Source organism: Desulforamulus putei DSM 12395, assembly GCF_900129195.1.
Taxonomy (GTDB): domain Bacteria; phylum Bacillota; class Desulfotomaculia; order Desulfotomaculales; family Desulfotomaculaceae; genus Desulfotomaculum; species Desulfotomaculum putei.
The window spans coordinates 63,050-84,526 of record NZ_FQUY01000011.1; the positions used below are offsets into that span (position 1 = coordinate 63,050).

The following is a 21,477-nucleotide window of genomic DNA, read 5'->3' on the forward strand; positions in this document are numbered from 1 at the left end:
TGAGTTACTGATAATGAGCAGCCAACCGAACCACCCTGCCAAGGAGTTTTCCTTTCTCCTGTTGATTCTTCCAGGGGGCCCTTTGGTCTGCCTCAATGACTTCCTGGTAAACCTTTTTAGTTTCCCGGGCAATGGATTCCCAGTTATATTTCTCAATCACATCCCGGTAAGCCCGCTCTTGCATTTTCCTGGCAGAATCGGGGTCCAGCAGGCAGTGTAATATGCTGTCCGCCAGGGAGTTGGCATTGCCGGTATAGGCCTTCATGCCGTTTACCCCGTGATGAATAATCTCTCCCAGTCCGCCCGTGTCTGATACCACCACCGGCGTCCGGGCGGCCATGGCTTCCAGGGCCACAATGCCAAAGGGCTCATATAAACTAGGAAATACTGCCACATCCGCATAATGATACAAACAGTTGCGGGTGACATCGTTAACATAGCCGGTAAAATAAACCCGGTTGTCAACCCCGAGGCAGGCAGCCTTATACTTTAATTCGCCTTCAAAGGACCCCTTACCGGCGATCACAAATTTGGTATTGGGATGGTAATGAAGAATTTTTGGGATGGCCTCCAGCAGCACCTGAACGCCCTTTTCCGGCACCAACCGCCCCACATAGTAAACAATCTTTTCCTCCTGGGACGCGTAATGTTCTCTTTTCACCAGTGCGCTGGCCCGGGGGTCGTATTTGAAATTTTCCGGGTCAACGCCGTTGGGAATAATTTTTAATTTATCATCCGGCAGTTGGAAGATGTGCTTCAGTTGCCCCTGCATATAATGGCTGCAGCAAATCACCCGCCAGGATTCGTAGGTCAACCACCATTCTATGTCGCTTATGTGCCGCTGTACGTCATTGTGCAAGCCGTTGTGCCTGCCCCATTCAGTGGCGTGGATGGTGGCGATGAGAGGAATTTTGTACGCATGTTTGCATACCTTGGCCGCATAGGCCACCAGCCAGTCATGGGCATGTACAATGTCCACCTGACCCAATTTTCCCATGAGCGGGATGGCCCGTTCGATCATGGCCATGTTTAACTGCATCACCCAGGTAACAAAATCCGTTGATGAGACCCTGAAGGGATTCACGCGGTAGACATGGACCCCTTTTACTCTTTCATATTCCGGCATACCTGGGTTGCCACGGGTTATCACATGAATGTCATCTCCCTGTTTGGCCATGGCAATGGTTAGATCAAAGACATGCTGAGCCAACCCGCCAACGCTTAAAGGAGGGTATTCCCAGGAAAACACAATGACCCTCAAATTTTCACGCACCCTTCAAAACCTTTCTTTCATGTGCATTCTAAGCTAGTATTTACTATTTCCCCGAATTTTATGATTTTAAACGCTGCTTTAAATAACAATAAATGGTTGCCGGACACATAACCCAAATGTTGCTTAAGTTATTAAGTTTTTTGGCAAGAAAAACCCCTGCCGGCTTGGTCGGCAGGGAGAAGGATTAATGACCGTTCATAGTTCCGTTGTGCACCTGGAAGCTCCAGTCTTTACCAGCGTTATTATCCCAGTTCATGGCATTGTCATGGAAACAGAAGTTAAATTGCGTATGGGTGTCCGGCATGGTTACAGACTTAACAAATCCGTAGCCGGTCCTGGCCATTCTCAGATCTTGAATACCGTGCCAGTGATCGTCCCTGCCAAATCCACAGTGTAAATAAACTTCCTGGGCGCCGCTTTGGGCCAAAAGCCCGTTATAGAAAACCACCACTTCCTGCCCGGCTGTAATGGGTGTGGGATCAACCACAACACCGCCGGGAAACTGAGCGTCGTGCATTTCCTTTAAGCGATAAGCTCCCATGGTTGGTTCACCAAAATTGGTCCTGTTGGCCATGAAAACACCTCCTTTTTCAGCATTGGGGTTCATCATTATTATCTGAAAGTGCAACGTTATTTATAGGAGGTAAATATTAAGGGTTTGTACAGCGACAGCCAATTTTTTTCGTAAAATTTTGGCAAAGATTCTTTTTTGTTGAAAAATATTTTTAAACTGGTAGAATGGTGAATGCTGATTAAACCAATTTAAAGGGGTAGAAAAATGACAATCCTCTATTTTCTCGACCTGTTGGGCACATTTGCTTTTGCCCTCTCCGGAGCGCTGGCGGCCATTAAAAAAGAAATGGACTTATTCGGTGTGGTGGTGCTGGCCCTGGTAACCGCCATAGGCGGAGGAACGACCCGAGATGTTTTGTTGGGAAATACCCCGGTCTTTATCCTCAATGAACCCATTTACATTTACGTGTCTCTGGCAGGAGCTGTCTGTACCTTTCTGTTTTACAGGTCTTTTTTTAAAATTAATTCCATTATTTTAATTGTGGATGCCCTGGGTTTAGGCACCTTTGTTTGCATTGGCGTATCCATGGCCCTGGAAGCCGGCATTTCTTTCGCCGGAGCGGTAATGATGGGTGTCATTACCGCGGTCATGGGAGGAATTATCCGCGATGTTCTTTCCGGCGAAGTACCGTCGGTACTGACACGTGATTTTTATGCCATGACCTGTGTGGTGGGTGGCATCCTGTATATTGTTCTTTACCGGCAAAATGTTTCACCCAATGTGGTGATGCCTTTTAACCACCACCTTTATTTTTACCTTACGACTGATGGCCATCCGGTTCAAATGGAATTTTATTAAGGCGCCGTATCCTCTACAAAGGCAGTGAAACAGATAAAAGCCACGAACTCGTGGCTTTATCTGTTTTCATATATTCTCTTGATGATTTCTTCGGTCATGCTGCGGGTTGTCGCTGTGCCGCCCAAATCAGCGGTTAATTCTTTGCCTTCCTCCAACACCCCATTCACGGCATCTTCAATCATGGCAGCATATTTATTTTCTCCTAGGTGGCGCAGCATCATCACCCCGGACAGGATAATGGCCAGTGGATTGGCCAGGTTTTGACCCGCAATTTGCGGGGCGCTGCCGTGAACCGCTTCAAAAACCGCACATTCGAGACCAATGTTGGCTCCCGGGGCTACGCCCAGTCCTCCCACCAGGCCGGCGCATAAATCCGATACGATATCGCCATACAGGTTCGGTAATACCAACACATCATAATTTTCCGGTTCCTGTACCAGCTTCATGCACATGGCGTCTACAATCACTTCTTCATAGGCGATTTGCGGGTAATGCTCCGCCACGGAGCGGACGCTTTCCAGGAAGAGACCATCGGTTAACTTCATGATGTTGGCTTTGTGAACCGCCGTTACCTTTTTTCTGCCCTGGCGGCGGGCTGTCTCAAAGGCAAAGCGGGCAATGCGCTCGGAAGCCTCCCGGGTGATAATTTTGATGCTCTCAGCGGCATCTTTTCCCACCCGGTGTTCCACGCCGGCGTACAGGTCCTCGGTATTTTCCCGCACCACCAGCAGATCAACGCCCTGGTAGCGGCTGGGAATGTTGGGAATGGTCCTGGCCGGGCGCAGGTTGGCATACAGGTCCAGTTCCTGCCGCAGGGTTACGTTGACGCTGCGGAACCCTTGCCCCACCGGAGTGGTGACGGGGCCCTTTAAGGCCACCTTGTTGCGGCGGATGGAATCCAGCACATGGTCCGGCAAAGGCTTGCCGTAACGGGGAATCATCTCCGCCCCGGCTTCGACAATCTCCCATTGGATGTTCACGCCGGTGGCCTCAATGACCTGCCTGGCCGCTTCGGTAATTTCCGGCCCGATGCCGTCACCGGGGATCAGTGTTACTTTATGCACCGGTTAAAACACCTCCCCTAGTCAAAGTTAAATCCACCGTATTTGCGGAAGTGGGGAGCCAGCCCCCCGTCGTTTAAGATTTTAATCATTACCTGGGGCAGGGGCTTGACGGCGATGCGAATATCTTTGGTCCTGTTGATGATGAAACCGTTGGCCAGGTCCACATCCAGGACGTCGCCGGCATCAATGAGATCGGTGTCGCATTCCAGCACCGGCAGGCCGGTATTAATGGCGTTGCGGTAAAAAATACGGGCAAAGGATTTGGCCAGCACGGCGCTGATGTTGGCATATTTAATGGCTAGGGGAGCCTGTTCCCGGGAAGAACCACAGCCAAAGTTGCTGCCGGCTACGATAAAATCACCGGGTGTTACCTTGCTGTAAAAGTCCGGGTCCAGATCTTCCATGACGTGCTTGGCCAGTTCGTTCATATCCAGGGTTTTAAATTTATATTTGCCTGAGATGATGTAATCGGTATTGACGTCGTTGCCAAACTTATGGACTTTCCCATGAAATCTCAATGGCTTCACCTGCTCTATCATAAAGTTTTACCCGGGTTATGGTGTGTCCGGGGCATTGTCTGAGAAGAAGCTACTTCAAAAACTCCCTGGGGTCGGTTATTACGCCGGTCAGCGCCGAGGCTGCCACCGTTGCCGGTGATGCCAGGTATATTTCTGCATTGCTGTTGCCCATGCGGCCTTTAAAGTTGCGGTTGGCGGTGGAAATGACGGTCTCACCGTCCGAAGGAACGCCGTTGTGGGTGCCCACACAGGGACCGCAGCCGGGGGTTACCACCGCTGCTCCGGCGGCCACCAGCCTTTGGATGACTCCTTCGGCCATGGCGTCCAGGTAGACCTTGCGGGATGCCGGGGCTACAATCAGCCTGACATCGGGGTGAACCTTTTTGCCCTCCAGGATGGAAGCTGCAATCCGTAAATCTTCTAGACGACCATTGGTGCAGGTGCCGATAAAAGCCTGGTGTATAGTGGTGCCCTGGACCTCGGAAAGGGGAGAAACGTTGTCTACCCGGTGGGGTTTGGCCACCTGGGGTTCCAGAGCGGAAACATCAAATTGCAAGACTTTATGGTAGGCAGCATCCGGGTCGGCGGCAACTGCGGTAAATTCCCTATCGGTACAGGCCCTCAGCCAGGCAAAGGTCTTCTCGTCCGCTTCCATCAAACCGGCTTTGGCACCCATTTCAATGGCCATGTTGGCCACGGTGAAACGTCCTTCCATGGAGAGGGCGGAGATGGCCTCGCCGGTGTACTCGGCAGCCATGTAGGTACAACCGTCGGCAGTCACCTGGCCAATTAAATAAAGAATTAAATCCTTGGCATAAACTCCCGCAGGTAGTACACCGTTGCAGACAAATTTGACGGTCTCCGGCACTTTAAACCACATCTTGCCGGAGATCAGTGCGCCGGCCAAATCTGTTGAGCCAACGCCGGTGGAAAAGGCATTAAGGGCCCCGTACGTGCAGGTGTGACTGTCGGCGCCGATGACCAGGCTGCCGGGCCCCACTTGACCGCTTTCGGGGATCAACTGGTGACAGACCCCATCCCCGATGTCGTAAAGGCGGCAGCCCTTTTCCCTGGCAAACTGCCGCATGATTTTATGCAGGGCGGAAACTCCCTCCAGGGGGCTGGGCGCACTGTGGTCAATGACCAGGGCAACCTTGTCCGGGTCAAACAGTTCTTTGCCGTTCATATTCTCAAAGGCCCGGATGGCCAGGGGCGAGGTGCCGTCCTGTCCCATCACAAAATCCACCTGGGCCACAACAATGTCGTTGGCCCGGCAATCCTGGCCGCTGTGGGAGGAAAGGATCTTTTCTATGATTGTCTTGCCCAAATTAATCCCTCTTTCCGAAATGGTCTTCGTAGATGTATACCAGTTCCTTATCGAATAAGGAGCGCTTTAAGGCCACCGCTGCGGAACGAATTTTCGGCAGCAGCTCCTCGGCCTCTTCCTTGGACAAGTCGATGCCGTACTCGGCAAACTTCATTCTCAAGGAGGCGGTGCCGGAGTGCTTGCCGATGACGATCTGGCGCTCCAGTCCCACCTCTTCGGGCTGGAATGCTTCGTAGGTTTTGGGGTTTTTAAGGGCCCCGTCGGCGTGGATGCCGGACTCATGGGCAAACATATTGGAACCTACAATGGCCTTGCTGCAGTGCAATTCGCGACCGGAGGCCCTGGCAACATACTCGGCCACTTCACGGAACATTTCGGTCTTAAAGTTCAAATCAATGCCATACAGGTGCTTGAGGGCCATCACCACTTCTTCCAGGGGGGAGTTGCCGGCCCGTTCACCCAATCCGGTAACGGTTACGCCAACCCAGTTGGCCCCGGCCTTCACCCCAGCAAAGGAGTTGGCGGTGGCCATGCCAAAGTCATTGTGGGTATGCATTTCGATCTCAATATCCACGGCTTCTCTTAACTTTTTGATGTTCTCATAGGTGGTAAAGGGTTCCAGAATGCCCACCGTGTCGCAGTAACGGAGTCGGTCAGCGCCGGCCTGTTTGGCTGCTCTGGCAAACTCAATGAGAAAATTCATATCGCTGCGGGAGGCATCCTCGGCGTTTACCGAAACATACATGCCTTCCTTCTTGGCAAATTCAGTGGCCCGGACCATGTGTTCCAGGACCCATTCACGGCTGGTCTTTAACTTATGTTTAATATGAATATCCGATGTGGAAATGGAGATGGCAACCGCATCCACGCCGCAGGCAAGGGAAGCTTCAATATCTTTGATGACCGGACGGTTCCATCCCATGATACTGGCCCTGAGACCAAGTTTGCATATTTGCTTGATGGCTTCCTGTTCGTCTCCTCCCATCACAGGAATCCCCGCTTCTATTTGATCGACACCCATTTCATCCAAATATCTTGCGATACGAACCTTTTCACGGTTGGCAAAAACGACACCGGCGGTTTGCTCCCCGTCCCGCAGGGTTGTATCAACAATCCAAATTTTTCTTTTCTCCATTATGGCACCTCCAACAAACAATAACTTTACTTTTTTATGTTACCATAACGGCACTGTCAAGGATATGCATAAAGGGTATTTATACTGTATACATTGAATAATTCTGTATACCGTAATTAGATGCCAATTATTTCAATTATCTCAACATTACTTTGATTTTCGCTTTGTTCATATTGATTAATTTATTGTGCAATATGTTTTGTACACTTTTGATTTTGTATAAAAAATTGTGCATTGCTTAACAAAACAACGCCGGTGTTTGTCAAAGCCGGTGCTGAAAAAGTTGGTAAGCGGCGGTGGTCCGCAAGGAAAAATTTGCTTACATAAAAAGGAGATTGTTTCCGTTTAATCTTGCGGAAGCAATCTCCCAATATGATTTTATTGCAGCTTTTCCTTAAGCAGTTTATTGACCAGATCCGGGTTTGCTTTCCCCCGGGTGGCCTTCATCACCTGGCCCACCAGGAAGCCGATGGCTTGCGTTTTACCGCCCCGGTAATCTTGTACAGATTTGGGGTTGGCCGCAATCACTTCATCCACCACCGCAGCAAGGGCCCCCTCGTCGGAAATCTGCACCAGGCCCTTTTCTTTCACAATGGCCTCTGGGTCTTTCCCGGATGCAAACATTTCTTCAAAAACGGTTTTGGCAATCTTGCCGCTGATGGTTCCTTTGTCAATCAGTTTGAGCAGTTCCGCCAACTGGGTTGGCTTTATTTTACACCGGGTGATATCCATGCCGCCGGCGTTTAGGAGACGCGCCATTTCTCCCATCATCCAGTTGCTCACCGCTTTGGGCGTATGGTAATGCTGAATGACTTCTTCAAAGTAATCGGACATCTCTTTGGTCAGCGTTAAAATGGAGGCATCGTATTCCGGCAGGCCATACTCCCGGATGTATCTCGCCCGCCTCTGGTCCGGCAGTTCCGGCAGGGACTCCCGGATAAATTCAATCCACTGGTTGTCCAGCACCAGGGGCACCAAATCCGGGTCCGGGAAATAACGGTAGTCGTGGGCCTGTTCCTTGCTGCGCATGGAAACCGTAATACCCCTGGCCTCATCCCAGGTCCGGGTTTCCTGGATCACCTTGCCGCCGGATTCCAGAACCCCGATCTGCCTCTCAATTTCAAAGGCCACGGCCCTTTGCAGCGCCCGGAAGGAGTTGAGGTTTTTAATTTCTGTCTTGGTGCCAAACTCCCTTTGACCAACCGGCCGTACCGACACGTTAACATCGCAACGCAGGCTACCCTCTTCCATGCGGCAGTCCGAAACACCGGTGTATTGGATAACGGCCTTTAATTTCTCCACATAGGCCCGGGCTTCTTCCGGTGATCGCATGTCCGGTTCTGAAACAATTTCAATCAAAGGCACCCCGGTACGGTTATAGTCCACCAGGGAATAGGGCGTGGTGACGATATTTCCCTGGTGCACCAGCTTGCCGGCATCCTCTTCCATATGCAGGCGGGTAATGCCAATGCGCTTGGTTTGGCCGTCCACCTCGATATCTAAATAGCCATGCTCGGCAATGGGCAGATCATATTGAGAGATCTGATAGTTCTTCGGCAGGTCCGGGTAATAGTAATTTTTACGGTCAAACTTGGAGAAGTTGGCAATTTTGCAGTTGAGAGCCAGCCCGGCTCTTACCGCATATTCCACCACCTTTTTGTTTAACACCGGCAGGGTCCCGGGCAGCCCCAGGCAAACGGGACAGGTGTGATGGTTGGGATCGCCGCCAAATTCGGTGGTGGAATTGCAAAAAATTTTGGTGTTGGTCTTTAATTCAACGTGCACTTCAATGCCAATGACAGCTTCATAGGATTGTGTCATTTCACGCCCCCCCAATAACCGGCTGCAGCCTGGTGAATTCAGTGTTTTGCTCAAGGGTATAAGCCACCCTCAGCAGGGTACCCTCGGCGAAGGCTTTGCCCATCAGTTGCAGTCCCACCGGCAGATGATTGACCAGGCCGCAGGGAATGGACAGGGCCGGAATCCCTGCCAGGTTCACCGGGATGGTGCAGACATCCTGTAAATACATTTGCATGGGATCATGGACCATCTCTCCGATCTTAAAGGCAGTGGAAGGAGAAGTGGGACTTAACAGGACATCATACTTTTCAAAGGCCTTGTCAAAGTCCTGCTTAATGAGGGTACGCACCTTGAGGGCCTTCAGATAGTAGGCATCGTAGTAACCGGCGGACAGGGAGTAGGTTCCCAGCATAATGCGGCGTTTTACTTCCTCGCCAAAGCCCTGGCTGCGGCTGCGCATGAACATATCCACCACATCCCGGGCATCTTCCACCCGCAGCCCGTAACGAACCCCGTCGTACCTGGCCAGGTTGGAGCTTGCTTCGGCGGTGGCGATGAGATAGTAAGCCGGCATGGCATAATCCGTATGGGGCAAGCTGGTTTCTTCCACGTAGGCCCCCAGCTCTGTCAGCTTCTTGATGGCTTCCTTAATGCGCTCTTTGACCAGCGGGTCGATGCCGTCGGCCATGTATTCCCGGGGCACACCGATTTTTATACCCTTGATGTCGTTGATCAGGAATTTCGTAAAATCCGGGTGTTGGACATTGGCAGATGTGCTGTCCATGGGATCATGGCCACAGATGACATTCAGCATGTGGGCCATATCCGTAACATCTTTGGTAAAGGGGCCGATTTGATCCAGGGAGGATGCATAGGCCACTAGGCCGTAACGGGAAACCCCGCCGTAGGTGGGTTTCATGCCCACGACACCACAGAAGGAGGCGGGCTGGCGAATGGATCCCCCGGTATCGGAACCGAGAGAAACAACCGCTTCTCCGGCCGCCACCGCGGCAGCGGAACCGCCGCTGGACCCGCCGGGCACCCGCTCCAGGTCCCAGGGGTTATGGGTTAAATGAAAGCCGGAATTTTCGGTGGAAGAACCCATGGCAAACTCATCCATGTTGGTCTTACCCACCATCACCATATCTGCGGCATTCATCCTAGCCACGGCAGTGGCTGTATAAGGGGGTACAAAATTGTAGAGTATTTTGGATGCACAGGTGGTGCGGATGCCCTCTGTGCACATGTTGTCTTTAACGGCCACCGGGATGCCCGCTAGGGGGCCCACAGGCTCGCCGGCGGCAATTTTTTTATCCACCTGCCGGGCCCTGGCCTCGGCATGTTCCCGGGTTATGGTCAGAAAGGATTTTACTTTGTCTTCCACCTCTTCAATGCGCCGGTAAACCGCCGCTGTAATTTCGGAGGCAGAGATTTCTTTTTTTACCAGCATCTCGTGGAGTTGGTGGGCTGTTCGCTGCAAGAGATCCAAAACTTTCCCTCCTAAGTGCTCATGCTGTGTTCCTTTGGGGTCAAGCCTTCAGCTGTCAGCCCTCAGCTTTCTTTAACAGGACTGAAGGCTGATGGGCTGAGGGCTGGACCCGATAGTAATGCAGGATAAGCCTATACTATCTTCGGTACTTTAAAGAAATTTTCTTCCCGGTCCGGGGCGTTGGCCAGGGCTTTTTCTGGGTCAATATGTTCGCCCACCCGGTCTTCCCGGAAGACGTTTTGAATGGGCAGTACGTGGGCCGTAGGAGGCACGCCGTCGGTGTTCAATTCCTGTAGGGCCCTAGCTGCGTCAAGGATTTTATTTAACTGTCGGGTGTACAACTCTTTTTCCTCTTCATTAAGTTCTAAACGGGCCAGCAGGGCCACATGTTCCACATCCTGTTTGCTAATCAACCGGGTACACCTTCCTTTGCTCAAAACTGACAATATTATACCAAAGTTTGCTAAAATAGCGCAACTTGGCGTATTTTATAGATTCTTTTACGGTGAAGACATGGTACCCGTGGTTTTGGGGTACGCTAAAGTGTGATAAATTCTGCCTTTCATGAAAAGGAGGACGATCCATGCACGACAAAAGAGCCATTTCTACCGATAACGCACCGGCTGCCATTGGTCCTTATTCCCAGGCCATTGCTTTCGGCCCTCTCATCTTTACCTCCGGACAAATCCCCATTGATCCAACCACCGGCACCATTGTCACCGCTGATATTCAAGCCCAGACCAGGCGCAGCTTGGAAAATGTCAAGGCCATTCTGGAAGCCGCCGGCGCCGGAATGGATCAAGTGGTCAAAACCACCGTATTCGTTAAGGACATGAATGACTTTGAAAAAATTAATGAGGTTTATGCTGAATATTTCCCCTGCCCCGCCCCGGCCCGTTCCCTGGTGCAAGTGGCCCGGCTGCCCCGGGATGTGGGAGTGGAAATTGAGGCCATCGCCGCACCCCGGCCACGGCCACGGTTATGGTCACGGGCGCCAGGGCGGCGGTTGCGGCTGCGGGGAGTAAACAGCGTAGTAAAGGACATGCCTCGCCAGGAGGCATGTCCAGACTGTAGACAAAGGCCTTGAATCTGCAGGGGTGGTTCTATGATCCCTAGTGAGCGACTTGTCGTAGCACCGGTAACAGCACTTGATTACAACCTGGTACATGCCTCCTGGGCATGTCCTGCTTTTAATTAATTTTTTGAATCTCCAACACCCTTTCATAAAAGGGTTCCCCTATATAAAAAATTTTCACCTTGTCGCCTGGCTGGATGGAGCTGATTTCGTTACCTTGCTTATCCACCAGCCGGCCAAAATCCCAACCCCAAAAATGGTCGGGTACATACTTCTTACTGCTGCCGCTGCCCCTTTTCTTTAGATACAACGCCCTGTCAATGCGGTCCACTTCGCCGGTGATGTTCTTTACGTCCAGAAGGGTCAGGGATTTGACCGTACCGTTGGAGGTTAAACCCAATTTGACAAATTGACCGGCTTTTAATTTTTTAAGCAAATCTTTGTTGGTTTTGCCTTTGGCTTTTTCATCGCTGATTTCGGCATCCCAGGCCACGGGATAATCCACTTCTTCACATAGCAAGTCTTTTACCGTAAGGATCAGCGGCTCCCCTTCGGCGTGGCGCAGGTAACTGCCATAGGTCTCCCTCTGTACCGGGGAAAAATTTCTTCTTTCCAACAGTTCCAGATAAGCCAGCCTTCTCTTGGTATCCAAAATCCCGGTCACCCGGTAATTGACAATCTGCTGCAAAGGTATTTGCTGCCCCTGCCAGTAGGCCTTGCAATTGGCGTTGGCAATGATTTTTTGAGTTCCCTTCAGTGAATTTAACTGGATTTCCATGCCGTTTTTCCCCTGGGAAACAGCAGCAACCCAGCCTTCAATTTTTCTTTTGGCATCCATTTTCAGCCAGCCCTGATCATAGAGTTTCCCCAGCACAGCGGCCATTTCCCCCCTGGAAACCTGGCCCTGGGGGCGAAAGCTGCCGTCCGGGTAACCCGCCAAGATGCCCTGCATAACGACAGATTCGATGGCCGGCAGATCATCCGTCGGCATGGCATTACTGTCCGTGAAAGAAACGCTGCCGGTCGCTGTGGGTAAATACAACGACCTGGCCAGGAGAACGGCCAACTGAGACCGGTTAATGGGTCGGTCGTGGCGGAAGTTCTTTAAGAGATCTTCCGGTATAAACTTTTGCTGCACCGCAAAATCCATGTAGTTTTGTCCCCAGGGAACAGGATAGGCACTGGGAGGAGCGTTCTTGGACTGCTTTAGTTTGGCGATTTGTTCAGCAAAGCCAGCTGCGTTTAAAACTCGCTGGATGGCCTCCAAAGCTGTAAGCGGTTGATTAGGTCGGAAGGTATAATCGGGGAATCCCTGGTCCAGCCCGATGGCAGCGACTTTTTCGATGGCTTGCCTGGCCCAGTGGCCTTTGATGTCCGTAAAATCCGCCTCAACCACGGGACCGCTGTTCACGGCCCAGACAGCGGAAGGCAGACAAAGGATTGCCGCCAGCACCGTTAATAACAACAGTTTATGAGCAAATTTCATGATTACCGCTCCTTGTATAGATCAACAAACTTCATCAGAACGCCTTTGTCGGTAGAGAGGAAAATACTCCCGTCTTTCAGCACAATTGGTGCCCGGGTAACAGCGTCCTTTTCATCTTTGCCAGTATCAACCATAATACCGCCGTCCTTGTGCAAAGTCTGGCCGGTGGTCTTGTCAATTTCTTTTTCCCAAATCAATCTTCCGGCAAAGCTGACGCAGAAAATCCGGCCGTCGGAACTGCCGGCGTAGAGGCGTTGTTTCCCATCGTCAACGGCTACACCGGAGACCACATTCAGCAGCGGCAGATCCCACCGCAGGGTTCCGTCTTTAGTGTTTAATGAGAAAAGCTTCTGTTTACTGCAGAAGAAAAGGATATCATCCTTCGCAAAGGAAACTTTCGTCAGGTCATCCACCTTTACAGAGTAAACCCAGCGTTCCTTTCCCGTGCTCCGGTCCAGGCACTGTATTTTCGCAGAGGTGTTTCTGTCCAATCGGGCGGGATTGGTGATCACATATAAATGGCCGTCCGGCCCGAAGGTCATTTGAATACTTTTCAGATCCCCCAAACCTCTATGCCAAAGGCGTTCCCCTTTGTGATCCAGGGCCCGTAAACTGTACCCTTCATTCTTGGCGCCGGTGCATACATAGACCGCTTCCCGGTCCCCGATGGCGGCCACCACGTTTTTTTCATCCGAGAAACGCCACTTGAAATTTTTCCGGGGCTCCAGGGCATACAAACCATCCGCCACTCCCAGGTAAATCAGTCCACCGGGTCCCGTGGCCACCACCCCGCTGCTTTTGGTTCCCTTTGGTTTGGGATAAACTCGGTAAAGCCAGGTGACACTGCCGTTGGGCTTCATCTGCTGAATGCCGTCGGTTCCCACGGCATAAACGGTCCCGTTGTCCACCAGGAGCGGTTCGGTGATTTTACCGCCCAGGTCCATTTTTCTCTCCCACAGTTTGCAGCCGTTGGTTACGTCGTAACAGACAATCTTATTCCCCACCGGGCAGTATAGCAACCCGGTGTCCGTAATGGTCACATCGGCTGTCAGTTTCCCCACCTTTTCCTCTTTCCATTTAAACTGGCCATAGGGGTATACGGTATAACCGGCTTCCGCCGGCCAGATTGCCATTACCAACCAAAGCACTATGAGGTTGAAGAAAAAAAATCTCATCCACGAACCCTCCCGGACAAACTACTTCTTTGACCCTATTGTAAATTCCTTCCCCGGTAGGAAATTTCTCATCAGGTGCTAGATAGGTTTATAAAGGTTATCGGACGCGGCTAAGCAGTCTTAAATAAAAAACCCGGTCTCTTGCTGAAACCGGGGATGCGTGTTACCGATTGTTAAGCAAAGCGATAAATTCTTCTTCCTTCAGGATGGGAATACCCAGCTGCCGGGCCTTGTCATACTTGGAGCCGGGATTTTCCCCCACCACCACGTAATCGGTTTTCTTGCTGACGCTGCTGGAAACTTTGCCGCCCAATTTTTCAATGGCCTCCTGGGCTTCCTGCCGGGAAAATGCCCCCAGGGTGCCGGTCACCACGAATGTCTTACCGGCCAGGGGCTGGTTAGCCGGGTCCGGCTGCCCTTTGTTTTCCTGCATGTTGACGCCGGCCCTGGCTAGTCGTTCAACCAGACGCCGGTTGTCCGGCCGGGAGAAATAATCCACCACACTCTCGGCAATTTTGGGCCCTATTTCCGGAATAACCGTTAAATCCTCCACCGTTGCCGCCATCAGCGCCTGCATGGAACCAAATTGCCGGGCCAGAATTTTGGCTGCCCGCTCGCCTACGTGCCGGATGCCCAAGGCAAACAGAAGCCGCGCCAAGGAGTTGTTTTTACTGGCTTCGATGGCGTCCAGAAGATTCTGCGAAGAACGGGCGCCCATGCGTTCCAGTTTGATTAAATCTTCATACCGTAAGCTGTACAGGTCCGCCGGGTCCTTCACCAGGCCTGCCTTGATCAGTTGGGTGACGATACTTTCCCCCAGACCCGTGATGTCCATGGCCCCACGGGAGACGAAATGAATGATCCCCTCCCTGAAAATGGCCGGGCAGTTCCGGTTGGTGCAGCGATGGGCCGCCTCCCCCGGCACCCGTACCACCGGGGCATCACACTCGGGGCAGGTGGCGGGCATGGCAAAGACTCTTTCTTCACCGGTTCGCTGCTCCGGAAAAACTTGGAGCACCTCCGGGATAATATCGCCGGCCTTTTGTATCAGGGCCTTATCCCCGATACGGATATCCTTCTGGCGGATAATGTCTTCATTATGTAAAGTCGCCCTGCTGACCGTGGTGCCCGCCAACTGAACCGGTTCCAGGATGGCGGTGGGTGTAAGAACCCCTGTACGCCCCACCCGGAGAATAATGTCCTTGATGGTGCTCACCGCCTGCTCCGCCGGGAATTTATAAGCGATGGCCCAGCGGGGGCTTTTCAGGGTGGCTCCCAACCGCTGCTGCTGGTCCAGGGAGTTGACCTTAATCACCAGTCCGTCTATGGCATAGGGCAGGTCGAACCGTTTTTCATGCCACTTGGCACAGTAGTCAATAACCTGGCTGATATCCTGACAAACCTTGTAATGCTGGTTGACCCGGAAACCCAATTGCTTTAGCCAAGCCAGTGCCGCGGCATGGCTGCGGGGGCCGGGTCCTTCCAGATGACCGATGGCATACATAAAGATGCTGAGATTGCGGGAGGCCGTCACCCCAGGGTCCAGCTGCCGCAAGCTGCCCGCCGCCGCGTTGCGGGGATTGGCAAAGAGCGGTTCTCCGGCCTCTTCCCTGGCTTCATTGAGGCGGACAAAGGAATCCTTGGGCATGTAAGCCTCGCCCCGGACTTCCAGGAAGGGAACATCCTCCTTTAAACGAAGGGGGATGGCCTTAACGGTACGGAGGTTGGCGGTTATGTCTTCGCCATACTCGCCGTTCCCCCGGGTGGCCCCCCTCACCAGCAACCCGTTCTCATACCACAGGGAGACCGCCAGCCCGTCGATCTTCAATTCTACTACATACTCAACTTCTTCGCCGGGCAAATTCGTCCGCACCCGGCGGTCAAACTCCCGTAAATCAGCCTCACCAAAGGCATTGCCCAGGCTCAGCATGGGAACCCGGTGGGGAACCGCCTGAAAACCCTGCTGCACCTGGCCCCCCACCCGCTGGGTAGGGGAATCCGGCGTGATGAGTTCCGGGTGAGCCGCTTCCAATTGTATCAGTTGCTGCATCAGCTGGTCGTACTGGGCGTCGGTGATACCGGGTTTGTCCAGCACGTAGTAAAGGTAATTATGGTGATCAATCTCCCGACGCAGTTCCTCCACCCTGGCCTTTATTTCCGGGGTTACCTCAGACACATTTTTTCCCTCCTATCCTCACTAATTCAAGTCGGGGACGGTTCTTGACTTGAATTCGTTTTATTTAAAAACCGCCACGGGCGATAATCTGCGCTACATATTTAATAATCAAAGCTGCCGGCACAAAGAAAAGTTGGGCCAGGACGGTTCCCAATAAACGGGTAAGGGCCAGGTAAAAGGACATTTGTTTGATATCCTGTTCCGGTCTTTCCCCCCGCAGGGCCTGGTCTGTGATGCCGGCGGCGGTAGGGTCCACCACGGTGGCAAATAATATGGTGGCGATGCCGTTAATGATCCCTGATAAAAAAGCCGCCGTGGAACGAAATTCCGGGTACAGTGCGCCGGCATAGATCGAGGAAAGAACCGCCGTGGTATAAATACCGGTGACAAAAATATTAAGCGCCAAAAACTTCCTGGGTATGGTAATTTTTTGTCTGAGGGCCTGTAAAAAGAACTGTCTGTTGGGTATCCGTACTGCTTCCTTCGCCTGGCTGGCCACTTTGCCCGGTGAAAACAGAACCAGGCCAATCATTTTGGGTACCGACCTCACTTGGTCAAAAAGGTAAATGCCTTTGGTAAAAAAGGTAATGAATGTAGGAATAAACAGGCCTCCTATTAAGGTACCCAGGGTAGCCCCTAAAATAACCGTCCTGATCTGATAATTCAGAGTCACCAATTCCTGCTGGTAGGCCGCCGACTGTACCAGCGCCGCCCCGCTCCCTGCCGCCTGCTCACCCCTTTGGATAGCGTGTTCGATAATGGAAGAAAGCAAAGGCGCCTGCAGCATATTGGCTGTCTGGGCAATCAGAAAGATTACATTAAACAGGGAATAGGCCGTGGCCAGCCGTTTGGTCATGACCCCGGCCGGTCGAACTGCATAGATTAAGGTATTAATCAAATGTATGACGGCGGTTAAAACCACCACTGCCATTAAGCGGTCCATATTTTTCCTCCGCCATTAGTGTTGCCGGTTTAAACCTTTTCTAGTGGTGCGTACTGGGCTATGAGGGTTTTTAACCCCTGGTCCGGAAATGCCACCGTTAACTGGGCGTCCCCGCCTTCCCCTTTCACCTTCACGATGACGCCTTCCCCCCACTTGCGGTGGCGCACCCTGTCTCCCAATAAGAATGATCCGGGATGCGCTGCGGGTTGGGAGCCGACCGGAGTCTTGCCAATGCATCCGGTACCGCAAGCTGCCGGCTTTGGGGAAGGTTTTAGGGCATCGGTCAGTTCAACCGGGATTTCTTCCAGGAACCTGGACCTGGGGTTCATATTGGTGCGCCCAAACAGGGTCCTCTCCCAGCAGTGGGTCAAATAGAGTTCTTCCTCGGCCCTGGTAATTCCCACATAGGCCAGGCGGCGCTCCTCTTCCAGTTCCTCCTGGTCATACAGTGCCCGGCTGTGGGGGAAGACACCTTCCTCCATGCCGGTTAAAAATACCACAGGAAATTCCAGACCCTTGGCGCTGTGCAGGGTCATCAGCACCACCTGGTCGGCTTCCGGATCATGCCTGTCCAGGTCGGTCACCAGCGAAATGGTGGAGAGGAAATCAGCCAGACCGGCTTCCTCACCTTGCTGCTTGTCATACTCCCTGGTCACTGAGAGGAATTCCTGCAGGTTCTCCAACCGGGTCCTAGCTTCCACGGTATCCTCGGCCTCCAGTTCCGCCCGGTAACCCGTTCGGGTAAGGACTTCTTCGGTAATCTCTGTTACGGAAAGGAACTCTGCCTGTTTGGCCAGGCTGTCCAGCAGGTCCGCCAGGAGTTTGCACTGCTTGCGGGCTTTGGCAGGAATACCCGGCATATCGTCCGCCACGGCCAGGGCCTGTAAAAGGCTTAAGCCCTGTTCCAGGGCGTAGTTTGTGATTTTCTCCAAAGAGGCAGCCCCGATGCCCCGTTTTGGAATATTAATAATCCGAAGCAGGCTCTGACCGTCCGCCGGGTTGACAATCACCCTCAGGTAAGCCAGCAAATCCTTAATTTCCTTGCGGTCATAGAACTTAAGACCCCCGAAAATGGTATAGGGGATGCCTAGGCGCAGGAATACTTCTTCAAAGACCCGGGATTGGGCATGGGTCCGGTAAAGAACCGCCATGTCCCGGTACCTTCGCTGGTATGAAAAACGCAGGTCCTTAATCCTGTCCGCCACATAATGAGCTTCCAACCGCTCATTTTCCGCCCGGTAGACATGAATGAGATTACCGTTTCCTTTGGCCGTCCAAAGTTTCATGTTCTTGGCTTCGATGTTATTCTTAATGACGGCATTGGCAGCCTCCAGGATATTGCCGGTGGAGCGGTAATTCTGCTCCAGCTTAACTACCTTTGCCTCGGGATAGTCCCGCTCAAAGCTTAAAATATTGTTGATATCCGCTCCCCGCCACTTATATATGGACTGGTTAGGATCCCCCACCACGCAGATATTCCGATGACGTTCCGCCAGCATGGATACCAGCACATATTGGGTGTGGTTGGTATCCTGGTACTCGTCCACCAGGATGTATTTAAATTTGGTTTGGTAATAGCCCAGCACATGGGGATGTTCCTTAAACAGCCGCACCGTGAGCATCAGCAAGTCATCAAAATCCACGGCATTATTCTTAAACAGCTTCTCCTGGTACAACCGGTAAACCCGCCCGGCCACCTGTTCGAAATAATCAAAGGCCTGTCCATCATACTGATCCGGCGTCAGGAGCTTGTTCTTGGCCCCGGAGATGACCCCCAGCATGGCGCGGGGTTGGAACCGTTTTTCATCAATCTCCAGTTCCTTGAGGCATTCCTTAACCACCGTTTGCTGGTCAGCATCATCGTAAATGGAAAAGTTGGAGCCATACCCAAGGGATTGAATTTCCCTTCTGAGGATACGCAGGCAGGCGCTGTGAAAGGTGGCTACCCACAGGTCCCTGGCTGCCTCCGGCACTAGGTTTTCCACCCGGGCTCTCATTTCCGCCGCGGCTTTATTGGTAAAGGTAATAGCCAGTATGTTATAAGGAGGAACCCCCTGACTCAAAATATGGGCAATCCGGTGGGTAAGCACCCGGGTCTTGCCTGAGCCCGCCCCGGCCAACACCAGCAGGGGGCCTTCGGTATGCTGCACCGCCTCCGCCTGGGCGGGGTTGAGATTCGCTAGTATATCCATAATTTCCTCCGTGTGGTAAATATTATAAAGAAAACACTCTACATTATATCACATCCAAGGTTCAAAGTTAGAAATTCATGGTTCAAATTTAGTTTTTCTTTTCTCCACACTCTGTCCTGAAAATACTTTATCATCCTTCTGCTGGTGCCACGTCAGCGGCATGTCTAAAAAGAAAAAGAGAACGTCCAGGTATCCCTGGTGAACATTCTCTTTCTGATGTCTCACTTTAATAAGGTTATGAACCAGTCATATAATTACTAGGCCATTCTCTCCATTCTGGCCACCTTTGTTACCAGATAGCCCAGATCAACAATAACATTCTCTAACTTTACTTCAATGCGGTCCAGCCGGTGGTTTTGTATTTCCCTATCATCAAATAAAGCGCGAATTTTATCTATCACTTCATTTTCAATCTTTACTTCCAACTTTTATTGGTTCTCTTCCAGTCTAGCCTGTGCTTTTTCAAGTCTAACTTGTGATTCTTCCAGTCTGGCGTATGAACCTTCCAGTCTGACGTATGAACCTTCCAGTCTGGCGTATGACTCTTCAAGCCTGGCCTGACCCTCTTCAAGTTTTCCCACCCGCTGGTTAAGAAATACTAGCTCGCTTTTCACACCCCTGAGTTCCTGAAGAATTTCTCTTAATAGATCTTCGCTCATAACCATTCCCCTCTCAAATTTTACAGAGAAGTCACGCAAGCCTGGCACGAAGCGAAAAAACTTGTCCTTCCTGTATTATCTTAAATTATATCACACCAATAAAGTTCTTCCAGCGGCTTCCAAAGATTAACGCAAAAAAAGCAGGGTGGATTCTCCCTGCCCCCCTGCCTTTTCGTTATTTTTTTCTTCTCGCCAATTCCTGGTAAACAGCTGCCGGGGCTACCTCCTGATTAGCCAGTAAAACCAGCAGGTGGTAAATCAAATCGGCAGTTTCGTAGGTTAGCTCCTCTTTGCTGTTATTCTTGGCACCAATTATTACCTCGGTACATTCTTCGCCGACTTTTTTACATATTTTGTCAATTCCTTTATCAAAAAGGTAAGTGGTGTAAGAACCTTCCGGACGCTCTGCTTTACGGCTTAAAATCAATTGAAACAAATCATTGATGATTTCCGGACCTGCGGGTGCTTGATAGTCCGGGCGTCCATAAACTTGTGCAGGGTCAAACTTCTTCTCACCCTCTACTACCACCAAACCATCCTGGGTCACTCTATTATGGAAACAAGAGGTGTAGCCCTCGTGGCAGGCGGCTCCTCCCGTTTGTTCCGCCAGTACCAGCAGGGTGTCTGCATCACAGTCATAATAAAAACCTTTCAACCGTTGCACATGGCCGGAGGTTTCACCCTTTTTCCACATCTTCTGCCTGCTGCGGCTGTAAAACCAGACCTCCCCGGTGGCAAGGGTCTTCTCCACCGCCTCCCGGTTCATCCAGGCCATCATTAAAACTTCTTTTGTATGGACCTCCTGCACAATGGCAGGAATCAACCCTGCCTCGTTAAACTTGAGGGTTTCTATGTTAAACTGCATACTCTTTATCACCAGCTTTTCTCTTTCTTGCAAATAACTTAATAGGGTACCAGGTACCTGATATTAAGTTATTTAACAAGTAACTTAAATCCAAATTCAAGTTAAGAACCGTCCCCAACTTGAATTCCAAATTACCCCAAAAGGGGTCAGACCCCTTTTGGGGGATTTTTACAGTCTGGCGGGGATGCCGCGTTGTCTCAGGTATTCTTTGGTTTGGCGGATGGTGTATGCGCCGAAATGGAAGATGGAGGCGGCCAGGGCTGCGTCGGCCATGCCCTCGGTGAGTCCCTGGGCGATATGTTCCAGGTTGCCGACGCCGCCGGAGGCAATGACCGGGATCTTCACATGTTGGGCAATGGTACGGGTTAAGGCCAGGTCAAAACCTTCCTTGGTGCCGTCCCGGTCCATGCTGGTGAGCAAAATTTCACCGGCGCCCAGTTCCTCCGCTTTAACGGCCCATTCCACCGCATCGATGCCGGTGGGGGTGCGGCCGCCGTGAATATAGACTTCCCATCTTGCCGGGGCCACCTGCCGGGCGTCAATGGCCACCACGATGCACTGGCTGCCAAACTTGAGGGCCCCCTCGGATATGACCCGGGGGTTTTTAATGGCAGCGGTGTTAACGGCGATTTTATCCGCCCCGGCCTGCAACATCAACCGCATGTCCTCCACGGTGCGAATGCCCCCGCCCACCGTAAAGGGGATAAACACCTCTTCGGCGGTCCGGCGCACCACGTCCAGCATGGTGGCCCGGCCGTCGGAGGAAGCGGTGATGTCCAGAAAGACCAGTTCATCAGCGCCCTCCCGGTCGTACAGCGCCGCCAGTTCCACCGGGTCGCCGGCGTCCCTCAGGTTGACGAAATTGGTACCCTTTACCACCCTGCCGCCGGTCACATCCAGGCAGGGAATAATTCTTTTCATGAGCATA

At 51.9% G+C, this 21,477-nt stretch carries 19 protein-coding genes and 1 pseudogene; 2 read left to right on the forward strand and 18 right to left on the reverse strand.

The window, feature by feature from the left end:
* Nucleotides 1-4: 4 nt before the first annotated feature.
* Nucleotides 5-1,273: a glycosyltransferase family 4 protein gene (locus BUB67_RS08805; RefSeq protein WP_143157030.1), complete on the reverse strand. Its 1,269-nt coding sequence runs from the start codon at nucleotides 1,271-1,273 to the stop codon at nucleotides 5-7.
* A 184-nt stretch (nucleotides 1,274-1,457) separates the two neighbouring features.
* Complete coding sequence (locus tag BUB67_RS08810; RefSeq protein ID WP_073238888.1) at nucleotides 1,458-1,847, reverse strand: carbohydrate-binding protein; 390 nt, start codon at nucleotides 1,845-1,847, stop codon at nucleotides 1,458-1,460.
* Nucleotides 1,848-2,051: 204 nt separating this feature from the next.
* Between BUB67_RS08810 and BUB67_RS08815 the strand changes: the two genes are divergently transcribed.
* Nucleotides 2,052-2,645, forward strand: a complete 594-nt coding sequence (locus BUB67_RS08815) for a trimeric intracellular cation channel family protein (RefSeq protein ID WP_238457001.1) — start codon at nucleotides 2,052-2,054, stop codon at nucleotides 2,643-2,645.
* Between the two features lie 56 nt (nucleotides 2,646-2,701).
* Here BUB67_RS08815 and BUB67_RS08820 read toward each other — a convergent pair whose 3' ends face one another.
* The 7 genes from BUB67_RS08820 to gatC form a co-directional block, all read right to left on the reverse strand.
* Nucleotides 2,702-3,709, reverse strand: coding sequence for an isocitrate dehydrogenase (NAD(+)) (locus BUB67_RS08820; protein ID WP_073238891.1), 1,008 nt, complete (start codon nucleotides 3,707-3,709; stop codon nucleotides 2,702-2,704).
* Nucleotides 3,710-3,726: 17 nt separating this feature from the next.
* Entirely contained in the window at nucleotides 3,727-4,227 is a 501-nt protein-coding gene (locus BUB67_RS08825; RefSeq protein WP_073238894.1) for a 3-isopropylmalate dehydratase small subunit, read from the reverse strand.
* Nucleotides 4,228-4,297: 70 nt separating this feature from the next.
* Entirely contained in the window at nucleotides 4,298-5,554 is a 1,257-nt protein-coding gene (locus tag BUB67_RS08830) for a 3-isopropylmalate dehydratase large subunit (protein WP_073238897.1), read from the reverse strand.
* 1 nt (nucleotide 5,555) lies between these two features.
* The gene (gene nifV / locus BUB67_RS08835) at nucleotides 5,556-6,689 is read right to left on the reverse strand and encodes a homocitrate synthase (protein ID WP_073238901.1); all 1,134 of its coding nucleotides are present in this window, start codon (nucleotides 6,687-6,689) and stop codon (nucleotides 5,556-5,558) included.
* A gap of 378 nt (nucleotides 6,690-7,067) precedes the next feature.
* Complete coding sequence (gene gatB / locus BUB67_RS08840) at nucleotides 7,068-8,510, reverse strand: Asp-tRNA(Asn)/Glu-tRNA(Gln) amidotransferase subunit GatB (protein WP_073238904.1); 1,443 nt, start codon at nucleotides 8,508-8,510, stop codon at nucleotides 7,068-7,070.
* Nucleotide 8,511: 1 nt separating this feature from the next.
* Complete coding sequence (gene gatA, locus BUB67_RS08845; protein ID WP_073238907.1) at nucleotides 8,512-9,978, reverse strand: Asp-tRNA(Asn)/Glu-tRNA(Gln) amidotransferase subunit GatA; 1,467 nt, start codon at nucleotides 9,976-9,978, stop codon at nucleotides 8,512-8,514.
* A 131-nt stretch (nucleotides 9,979-10,109) separates the two neighbouring features.
* Nucleotides 10,110-10,391, reverse strand: coding sequence for an Asp-tRNA(Asn)/Glu-tRNA(Gln) amidotransferase subunit GatC (gene gatC, locus BUB67_RS08850; protein WP_073238911.1), 282 nt, complete (start codon nucleotides 10,389-10,391; stop codon nucleotides 10,110-10,112).
* Between the two features lie 170 nt (nucleotides 10,392-10,561).
* On the opposite strand from gatC, the pseudogene BUB67_RS08855 reads away from it, so the two are divergent.
* Nucleotides 10,562-11,003, forward strand: a pseudogene (locus BUB67_RS08855) (RidA family protein).
* A 165-nt stretch (nucleotides 11,004-11,168) separates the two neighbouring features.
* Here BUB67_RS08855 and BUB67_RS08860 read toward each other — a convergent pair.
* From BUB67_RS08860 to hisF, 9 genes are all read right to left on the reverse strand, one after another.
* Nucleotides 11,169-12,539: an S-layer homology domain-containing protein gene (locus BUB67_RS08860; RefSeq protein ID WP_073238914.1), complete on the reverse strand. Its 1,371-nt coding sequence runs from the start codon at nucleotides 12,537-12,539 to the stop codon at nucleotides 11,169-11,171.
* A gap of 2 nt (nucleotides 12,540-12,541) precedes the next feature.
* Nucleotides 12,542-13,714, reverse strand: a complete 1,173-nt coding sequence (locus tag BUB67_RS08865; RefSeq protein ID WP_073238917.1) for an outer membrane protein assembly factor BamB family protein — start codon at nucleotides 13,712-13,714, stop codon at nucleotides 12,542-12,544.
* A 163-nt stretch (nucleotides 13,715-13,877) separates the two neighbouring features.
* Nucleotides 13,878-15,890, reverse strand: a complete 2,013-nt coding sequence (gene ligA, locus BUB67_RS08870; protein ID WP_073238920.1) for an NAD-dependent DNA ligase LigA — start codon at nucleotides 15,888-15,890, stop codon at nucleotides 13,878-13,880.
* Nucleotides 15,891-15,954: 64 nt separating this feature from the next.
* Nucleotides 15,955-16,833 (reverse strand): lipid II flippase Amj family protein, encoded by an 879-nt coding sequence (locus BUB67_RS08875; protein WP_073238923.1) that lies wholly within the window; start codon nucleotides 16,831-16,833, stop codon nucleotides 15,955-15,957.
* Between the two features lie 29 nt (nucleotides 16,834-16,862).
* Nucleotides 16,863-19,025 carry a DNA helicase PcrA gene (gene pcrA, locus BUB67_RS08880; protein WP_073238926.1) on the reverse strand — a complete coding sequence of 721 codons (2,163 nt, stop codon included), beginning with the start codon at nucleotides 19,023-19,025 and terminating at the stop codon, nucleotides 16,863-16,865.
* Nucleotides 19,026-19,282: 257 nt separating this feature from the next.
* A complete protein-coding gene (locus tag BUB67_RS16415) occupies nucleotides 19,283-19,450 on the reverse strand; it encodes a hypothetical protein (RefSeq protein ID WP_159431825.1) in 168 nt (55 codons plus the stop codon).
* Nucleotides 19,451-19,453: 3 nt separating this feature from the next.
* Complete coding sequence (locus BUB67_RS08885) at nucleotides 19,454-19,684, reverse strand: hypothetical protein (RefSeq protein ID WP_073238929.1); 231 nt, start codon at nucleotides 19,682-19,684, stop codon at nucleotides 19,454-19,456.
* A gap of 175 nt (nucleotides 19,685-19,859) precedes the next feature.
* Nucleotides 19,860-20,549 (reverse strand): bifunctional phosphoribosyl-AMP cyclohydrolase/phosphoribosyl-ATP diphosphatase HisIE, encoded by a 690-nt coding sequence (gene hisIE / locus BUB67_RS08890; protein WP_073238932.1) that lies wholly within the window; start codon nucleotides 20,547-20,549, stop codon nucleotides 19,860-19,862.
* 168 nt (nucleotides 20,550-20,717) lie between these two features.
* Complete coding sequence (hisF, locus tag BUB67_RS08895; protein ID WP_073238934.1) at nucleotides 20,718-21,476, reverse strand: imidazole glycerol phosphate synthase subunit HisF; 759 nt, start codon at nucleotides 21,474-21,476, stop codon at nucleotides 20,718-20,720.
* Nucleotide 21,477: the final 1 nt, after the last annotated feature.